General features: G+C 71.2%; 5 protein-coding genes and 1 pseudogene. 5 read left to right on the top strand and 1 reads right to left on the bottom strand.

The annotated features are described in order from the left end of the window. From G6016_RS05855 to G6016_RS05835, 5 genes are all read left to right on the top strand, one after another. Nucleotides 1–324, top strand: a 324-nt coding sequence (locus G6016_RS05855) for a biotin protein ligase-related protein (protein WP_522731191.1), incomplete at its 5' end; no start/stop codon positions are given. A gap of 3 nt (nucleotides 325–327) precedes the next feature. Then, a complete protein-coding gene (locus tag G6016_RS05850) occupies nucleotides 328–891 on the top strand; it encodes a PH domain-containing protein (protein WP_182631747.1) in 564 nt (187 codons plus the stop codon). 22 nt (nucleotides 892–913) lie between these two features. Continuing rightward, the gene (locus G6016_RS05845; RefSeq protein WP_182631746.1) at nucleotides 914–2,200 is read left to right on the top strand and encodes a 5-(carboxyamino)imidazole ribonucleotide synthase; all 1,287 of its coding nucleotides are present in this window, start codon (nucleotides 914–916) and stop codon (nucleotides 2,198–2,200) included. 52 nt (nucleotides 2,201–2,252) lie between these two features. After that, nucleotides 2,253–2,765 (top strand): 5-(carboxyamino)imidazole ribonucleotide mutase, encoded by a 513-nt coding sequence (gene purE, locus G6016_RS05840; RefSeq protein ID WP_182631745.1) that lies wholly within the window; start codon nucleotides 2,253–2,255, stop codon nucleotides 2,763–2,765. 224 nt (nucleotides 2,766–2,989) lie between these two features. Next, nucleotides 2,990–4,159, top strand: a complete 1,170-nt coding sequence (locus tag G6016_RS05835; RefSeq protein WP_182631744.1) for an acyl-CoA dehydrogenase family protein — start codon at nucleotides 2,990–2,992, stop codon at nucleotides 4,157–4,159. Nucleotides 4,160–4,259: 100 nt separating this feature from the next. Here G6016_RS05835 and G6016_RS05830 read toward each other — a convergent pair. Next, a pseudogene (locus tag G6016_RS05830) lies at nucleotides 4,260–4,477 on the bottom strand (TIGR03089 family protein); the annotation flags it as partial.

The raw sequence follows: 4,477 nt of genomic DNA, 5'->3' as shown, positions 1-4,477 counted from the left end.
CGGGGGAGCGGCTCGACCATCTCCGATGAGCTCATGGACGCCTACACGCAGGCCTGCTCCACGATCGGGGCGGAGGTCCGCGTCGAACTACCCGGGGATGTCGTCAGGGTCGGACGTGCGGTGCGGGTCGACCGCGAGGGCCGCCTCGTCGTCGTCGCCAAAAAAGAACAAACCTCAAACCCACAAACCCAAGACCTAAGAACCAACGGGGACGACGACAACGGTGATGCAGGCACCGAAGAGTTCGCCGTGGCCGCCGGGGACGTCACGCACGTCCGCGGGGCCGGTGGGCGATGGGGTGCCGGCGGACGGTGGGGCGGCTAAGTAGTGGGGTTCGTCCGATCGGTGGTCGCGCCGGGGGAAGCGCTCATCGTCCACACCCACCCCCACTGGCGGCAGCTCGTGCGCCCGTCCCTCGTGGGCATCGTCCTGGCGGGCCTGGCCGGGATCGCGGGCGGGTTCGTCGAGGTGCAGGTTCCCAACCCGTCCGACCGCGGCACCGTGTGGGCGATGCTCGCGGTGCTGTCCCTGCTGGTGGCGCTGCGGTTCGCGGTGTGGCCGGCGATCCGGTGGGCACGCACCGACCTGCTCGTCACCGATGAACGCGTGCTGTTCCGGCCGGCCGGCTCGACCAGGCGGTGCGTGGACGTGCCGCTGCGGCGGATCAGTGCCGTCCGATTCCGGCACACGCTCAGCGACCGGGCGATGGGCACCGGCACGCTGATCCTCGAGCTCGGGCACCTGCCGCCGGTGGAGATCGAGGACGTGCCGGAGGTCGCCCGTGTGCATGCGGCGGTCTATGAGGAGTTGCTGCGGCTGCCTCCGCCGCCGCCCCCGACGCCGGCGGTCCAGGCGGCCCGCTTCCGGTGGGGGCTCCCGGGGCGTCGGTGAGGACGTCGCGGAACGTGAGACGATGAACGGCGTGAACGACGACTCGCGCATCCGCCGCAATCCCCTCGGTACGCCCGTCGTGGCGATGATCGGTGGGGGTCAACTCGCCCGAATGACCCACCAGTCCGCCGTGGCGCTCGGCCAGAGCCTGCGCGTGCTCGCCGCCGACCCGCAGGACCCGGCCGCGCAGGTCACCCTCGACGTGGTGATCGGCGCCCACGACGACCCGGACGCGGTGCGTACCGCCGCCGAGGGCGCCGACGTGATGACCTTCGACCACGAGCACGTGCCGCCGCAGATTCTGCTCGAGCTCGAAGCCGACGGGATCGCCGTGCGGCCCCGCGCCTCCGCCCTCATCCACGCCCAGGACAAGCTCGTCATGCGTCGGGCGCTCGCCGAGATCGGGGCGCCCGTCCCGCCGTTCACCGGCATCGACAGCCTGGATGACGTGCGGCGATTCCACGCCGAGCAGCAGGGGCAGATCGTGCTCAAGTCCGCGCGCGGCGGCTACGACGGCCGCGGCGTGTGGATGCCGGACTCGTTGGAGGAGGCCGAGCGGATCGCCGCCGAGCAGCTCGAGGCCGGGGTGCCGATGATGGCCGAGGCCAAGGTCCCGTGGACGCGCGAGCTGTCCGCGATGGTGGCGCGGTCGCCGTTCGGGCAGGGCGCCGTGTGGCCGGTCGTGGAGACCGTGCAGCGCGACGGCATCTGCGCCGTGGCCATCGCGCCCGCGACCGGACTGCCCGATGACCTGCGCTCAGCCGTCCAGGCCACCGCGCTGCGCCTGGCCGAGCACCTGGACGTGACCGGCGTGATGGCGGTCGAGCTGTTCGAGGTCACCGGTGCCGACGGGCGTCCCGGAGTGCTGGTCAACGAGTTGGCCATGCGGCCGCACAACTCCGGCCACTGGACCATGGACGGTGCCACCACCAGCCAGTTCGAGCAGCACCTGCGGGCCGTGCTCGACTACCCGCTCGGCTCGACCGTCCCCACCGCGCCCGTCACCGTGATGGCCAACATCCTCGGCGCGCCCGAGGCCCCGGCCATGAGCATGGACGAGCGAATCCACCACCTCGGCGCCCGCTTCCCGCACGCCAAGGTGCACATGTACGGCAAGTCGGAGCGGCCCGGTCGCAAGATCGGTCACGTCAACGTCCTGGGCGATCCGGGCGTCGATCCGGATGACGCCGATCAGGTCGCGGCCGTGCGCGCGGTGGCCGAACTCGCCGCACACTGGCTCTCCCACGGGCAGTGGGCCGACGGCTGGGACCCCCACGCGGGGGCGGCGGTCGCGGACTTCGATCGCTGAGCCTCCCGGACCGACCCCACCGACACGAAGCACCTCGACGAAAGGCGACGACATGACCGCGCAACAGGGCGGGCCGCAGGTCGGCCTGATCATGGGCTCAGACTCCGACTGGCCCACCATGGAGGCCGCCGCCGAGGCGCTGGCCGAGTTCGGGATCCCGTTCGAGGTGGGCGTCGTCTCCGCCCACCGCACCCCGCAGAAGATGCTCGACTACGCCCGCTCGGCCGCCGGCCGCGGCATCAAGGTGATCATCGCCGGTGCCGGTGGGGCCGCCCATCTGCCGGGCATGGTGGCCTCGGCGACGCCGCTGCCTGTCATCGGCGTGCCCGTGCCGCTGAAGTACCTCGACGGCATGGACTCGCTGCTGTCAATCGTCCAGATGCCGGCGGGGGTGCCGGTGGCGACGGTCTCGATCGGCGGGGCGCGCAACGCCGGACTGCTGGCCGTGCGCATTCTCGGCGCCTCCGATCCCGCGCTGCTCGAGCGCATGGAGGCCTTCCAGTCCGAGCTCGAGGCGATGGTGGAACGCAAGGACGAGGCGTTGCGCAAGACCCTGCTGGGCTGACCCCGGGCCAGGCCCAGACCCCGGTCCGGGCAGACCCCCGCACCTCGCTGCGGGCTGACCCCCGGACCCCGGTTCCGCGATGCGGAATCCAGGGGGTTCGCCGCGGCGGCGTTCCAGTTAGTCGCTGGTAACGTGAAGGCCCGGGTGCAGGCTGGGTCGACCGAGCCCGAGCCGACGCCCTCCCGCGCGAGATGCACCGACGATTCCCTCATGGAGGCCCGCACATGTCCGGCAACCCCGATTTCGACCTGTACCGCCCGGCGGAGGAGCACGAGGAGCTGCGTGCCGCGATCCGTGCGCTCGCGGAGAAGGAGATCGAGCCCCACGCCGCGGATGTCGACGAGTCCGAGCGCTTCCCGCAGGAGGCCCTCGACGCGCTCAACGCCTCCGGTTTCAATGCGGTCCACGTCCCGGAGCAGTTCGACGGTCAGGGCGCCGATTCGGTGGCGGCCTGCATCGTGATCGAGGAGGTCGCCCGCGTCTGCGGTTCGTCCTCGCTCATCCCGGCCGTGAACAAGCTCGGCACGATGGGCCTGATCCTGGCCGGCGACGACGCCCTCAAGCAGAAGGTCCTGCCCGAGATCGCGGGCGGCAAGATGGCCTCGTACGCCCTGTCGGAGCGTGAGGCCGGCTCGGACGCCGGCGCCATGCGCACCCGCGCCAAGGCCGACGGCGACGACTGGATCCTCAACGGCTCCAAGGCGTGGATCACCAACGGCGGCAAGTCCACCTGGTACACCGTTATGGCCGTGACCGACCCGGACAAGGGCGCCAGCGGCATCTCGGCGTTCATGGTCCACGCCGACGACGAGGGCTTCGGCGTCTCCAAGACCGAGAAGAAGCTCGGCATCAAGGGCTCGCCCACCGCCGAGCTGTACTTCGAGAACGTCCGCATCCCGGGCGACCGCATCATCGGCGAGCCGGGCACCGGCTTCAAGACCGCCCTGCAGACGCTCGACCACACGCGCCCCACGATCGGCGCGCAGGCCATCGGCATCGCCCAGGGCGCGCTGGACGCCGCGATCGCCTACACCAAGGAGCGCAAGCAGTTCGGCAAGTCGATCTCCGACTTCCAGAACACCCAGTTCATGCTCGCCGACATGGCGATGAAGGTGCAGGCCGCGCGCCTGATGGTCTACACCGCCGCCGCCAACGCCGAGCGGGGCACCGCGCCCGGTGGCGAGAAGCTGGGCTTCATGGCCGCCGCCTCCAAGACGTTCGCCTCGGACGTGGCGATGGAGGTCACCACCAACGCCGTGCAGCTGTTCGGCGGCGCCGGCTACACGCGCGACTTCCCGGTCGAGCGCATGATGCGCGACGCCAAGATCACCCAGATCTACGAGGGCACCAACCAGGTCTGCCGCATGGTCATGGCCCGCCAGGTCCTCAGCTGAGCCAGGCCCTAGCCAACGCGAAAGCCGCCACCCCCGAACGAATTGGGTGTGGCGGCTTTTGCGTGTCCCGGCCGATCGGCACGATTGCCGACCCGCCTGATCAGACCGTGTGAGTTGTCTTCTCGGTGGCGGCCACGTCGGTGACGGCGGCGTTGTCGTCGTCGTCGGACCCCTCGCCCGACACCAGCACCGCGGTGCCACCGGAGGCGAAGATCCGCGCCAGCACCGACACCACGTCGCCGCGGTCCGACCCGGGGACCAGCACGCGCGCGTCGAGCGCGGGGTCGGCGAGGTCGGCCAGCGGGGCGCCGTCGAGCG

The sequence above is a fragment of the Dietzia aerolata genome (assembly GCF_014144865.1).
GTDB lineage: Bacteria > Actinomycetota > Actinomycetes > Mycobacteriales > Mycobacteriaceae > Dietzia > Dietzia aerolata.
The sequence above is the reverse complement of the archived record's forward strand: the minus strand, read 5'-3'. Positions and strand labels throughout refer to the sequence as shown.